The organism is Polaromonas sp. P1_E1_2 (assembly GCF_056406035.1).
Map to the genome: position 1 here is coordinate 1 of NZ_JBFUAZ010000544.1, position 2922 is coordinate 2922.

At 59.9% G+C, this 2922-nt stretch carries 4 protein-coding genes; 3 read left to right on the forward strand and 1 reads right to left on the reverse strand.

From position 1 onward, the window contains the following. The 3 genes from AC1D1P_RS19570 to AC1D1P_RS19580 all read left to right on the forward strand — a co-directional run. On the forward strand, nt 1-330 hold a 330-nt coding region (locus AC1D1P_RS19570; protein WP_477674121.1), incomplete at its 5' end, for a DUF705 domain-containing protein. Continuing rightward, nucleotides 278-832, forward strand: coding sequence for a hypothetical protein (locus AC1D1P_RS19575; RefSeq protein WP_477674122.1), 555 nt, complete (start codon nt 278-280; stop codon nt 830-832). The genes AC1D1P_RS19570 and AC1D1P_RS19575, both read left to right, overlap by 53 nt. 29 nt (nt 833-861) lie before the next feature. Continuing rightward, on the forward strand, nt 862-1467 hold the full coding sequence (locus AC1D1P_RS19580; protein WP_477674123.1) for a DUF6151 family protein: 606 nt from the start codon (nt 862-864) through the stop codon (nt 1465-1467). An 86-nt stretch (nt 1468-1553) separates the two neighbouring features. Here the strand turns inward: AC1D1P_RS19580 and glmM are convergent, their stop codons facing one another. Beyond that, entirely contained in the window at nt 1554-2885 is a 1332-nt protein-coding gene (gene glmM / locus AC1D1P_RS19585) for a phosphoglucosamine mutase (RefSeq protein WP_477674124.1), read from the reverse strand. Nucleotides 2886-2922 lie beyond the last annotated feature (37 nt).

Here is a 2922-nt window from a genome sequence, read left to right on the forward strand (position 1 = left end):
ATTCCGGGGTCAAACAAAGGTTCAACACCCATGACCCCACAAGTCGTTTTTATCGATGTCGACGACACCATGGTCAGGTCCGTTGGTGCGAAGCRTATTCCCATGCCTGCGGTAATTACCCAGGTCAGGCGGCTGAAATCCGAAGGCGCAACCTTGTTTCTCTGGAGCTCGGGAGGCGCTGAATACTGCCGAACCACAGCCATCGAACTAGGGATCAGCGAGTGTTTTGAAGCTTATCTGCCAAAGCCTACAGCCTACATTGATGACCAGCCGGTGCATGAGTGGCGATTCTGCAAACATCTCTACCCTTCGCACGCTGAGAATGCTTAAGCGATTGCTCGGTGCCGGCGAAAGAGTGTCTTTGGGGAAACTGTCGTTTGCCTCGGCCCTCGTCGCCTTCTCATTGTTTCTTGCGTTGTGGTGCGTTCATCGCGCCGGCGGTGTGCTCTTCGGGGGCAAGCTATTGAACGCGCTGAACCGGCTGGGCATGGTGCGGCAAGAACGCAGCTATATTGCCGAACTTCGGCCAAGCAGCGTCTTTGCGCTGAATGACGCCAACGCTGTTATCTGGTTGACCTGCCTTACGTTCATTCTTGCCGGGCTTGGCCTTGTCCTGGCGCTTTGCTCAGAATACAAACGTGAATCCACGCTTTACGCCAGCACCGGTTTTATCGTGGCGACACTCGGTATCGGACTGCTTTACCCACTGGTCATGGTTACGACGCAGACCGCGGGAGCTATTGCACTCGTCGGCATCAGGAAACACCGTACGCGCAATGACCGGACTGCCCTGCCAGACAAGAACTCGGGGTTCCGCGCGTCTGAATGTTAAATGGCTCACCCATCAAACAGGGCTCTCACATGAATCACCCCTTGCGCTGCCAATGCGGCACACTCCGCGGCCATGTCAGTCACACCGAATCGGTATGCCGCGGCGTCTGCTACTGCGAAGACTGTCAGGTTTACGCGCACTTCCTGGGCAAGGCCGACGAGATTCTGGATGAGATGGGTGGATCGGATGTGATCGCCACGCTGCCCCAGCACGTCACCTTCACCCACGGCCAGGAGGCGCTCGCCTGCATGTCGCTCAGTGACAAGGGCATGTTGCGCTGGTATGCCAGCTGTTGCAACACACCGATCGGCAACACCTCGCGTGACTTCAAGGTCTCGCACGTCGGCCTGCTGCACAACTGCCTGAAAGATCCGTCAACCAGTCTGGACAGCGCTTTCGGCCCCGTGCGCATGAAAGTCGGCATGAAGAGCGCCAAAGGCAGTCCCAAAGCCATGCCGGTCAGCACCAGCGTGTCCATTCTCCGGTTCATGGCGACGCTGATACGCACGAGGCTCAATGGCGGCTACAAGGTCACGCCCTYCTTTAACCCGGATGATGGAGGGCCACGCGTATTGCCGAAGGTGCTCACGCCGGATGAGCGGGCTCGCTTGATGGAGGCCGTAGAGGCTTCCTAGCCCTGTTTGACGGGTCGCTATCGATTTGATAGCTGCTTGCGCCCGCCCTTAAAGGGTTTCAGTCACTATTTTCCTGAATAAATCGCTCAGACCCGTACCGTATCCGCCACCCGCTCGGCGCAGCTTTTGGCCTGGGCTGCATCACGCGCTTCGACCATCACACGCAGCAGCGGCTCGGTGCCACTGGCACGAATCAACAGGCGGCCCGTGTTGCCCAACTCGGCTTCCACCGTTTTGGTCATGTCGGCCAGGGGTTTGCTGCTCTTCCAGTCCTGGTCGGGCTTGAGGCGCACATTGACCAGCGTCTGCGGAAACAACACCACATCGCTCAGCAGCTGGGCCAGAGTTTTCTTGCTGCGCACACAGGCCTGCAACACCTGCAGCGCGCTGATGAGGCCGTCACCGGTGGTGTGCTTGTCGAGTGCCAGCAGGTGGCCCGAACCCTCGCCGCCCAGCAGCCAGCCACGTTTTTCAAGCTCCTCGAGCACGTAGCGGTCACCGACCTTGGCACGTACAAATTCCACGCCTTTGGCTTTCAACGCGACTTCCACGGCCATATTGGTCATCAGGGTGCCCACGGTGCCGGGTACCTTCTCGCCGCGCGCCAGGCGTTCGTTGACCATCAGGTACAGCACCTCGTCGCCGTTGAAGAGCCGGCCTTCGGCGTCCACAATCTGCAGCCGGTCGGCGTCGCCGTCCAGCGCGATGCCGTAATCCGCCTTGCTGGCCTTGACCTTGGCGATCAGCGCTTCGGGGTGCGTCGCACCGACTTCGTGGTTGATATTAAGGCCGTCGGGTGCGCAGCCGATGGCAATGACTTCAGCGCCCAGCTCATGGAACACCATGGGGGCGATGTGATAGGCCGCACCGTGGGCGCCGTCGACCACGATCTTCAGGCCGCGAAGCGTCAGGTCATTGGCAAAGGTGCTTTTGCAAAATTCGGTATAACGCCCTGCCGCATCATCGAGGCGGCGGGCTTTGCCCAAAGTCGCAGAATCGGCCCAGACGGGCGGCTCGTCGAGCGCAGCTTCGACAGCCAATTCCCAGGCATCATCGAGCTTCGTGCCCTGCGCGCTGAAAAACTTGATGCCGTTGTCGGGGTAGGCGTTGTGGCTCGCGCTGATGACGACTCCCAGGCTGGCGCGCTGGGCTCGCGTGAGGTAGGCCACACCCGGTGTAGGCAAGGGGCCGAGCAGCACCACATCGACGCCGGCGGAGTTGAAACCGGACTCCAGCGCGCTTTCCAGCATGTAGCCCGAAATGCGGGTGTCCTTGCCGATCAGCACCGTGGGGCGGGATTCGGTTTTGCGAAGGACCCGGCCGACAGCGTGCGCAAGCCGCAAGACGAAATCGGGCGTGATCGGGGGCTGGCCCACCGTTCCGCGAATGCCGTCGGTGCCGAAGTATTTTCTGGTCATGGAATTTTGTCCCTGTGGAGCTTGTTGTTCTTGAAAC

Excerpts from the sequence above, each read along its gene's own strand:
- AC1D1P_RS19575 (WP_477674122.1), top strand. The coding sequence starts at position 278 with ATGAGTGGCGATTCTGCAAACATCTCTACCCTTCGCACGCTGAGAATG.
- glmM (WP_477674124.1), bottom strand. The coding sequence starts at position 2,885 with ATGACCAGAAAATACTTCGGCACCGACGGCATTCGCGGAACGGTGGGC.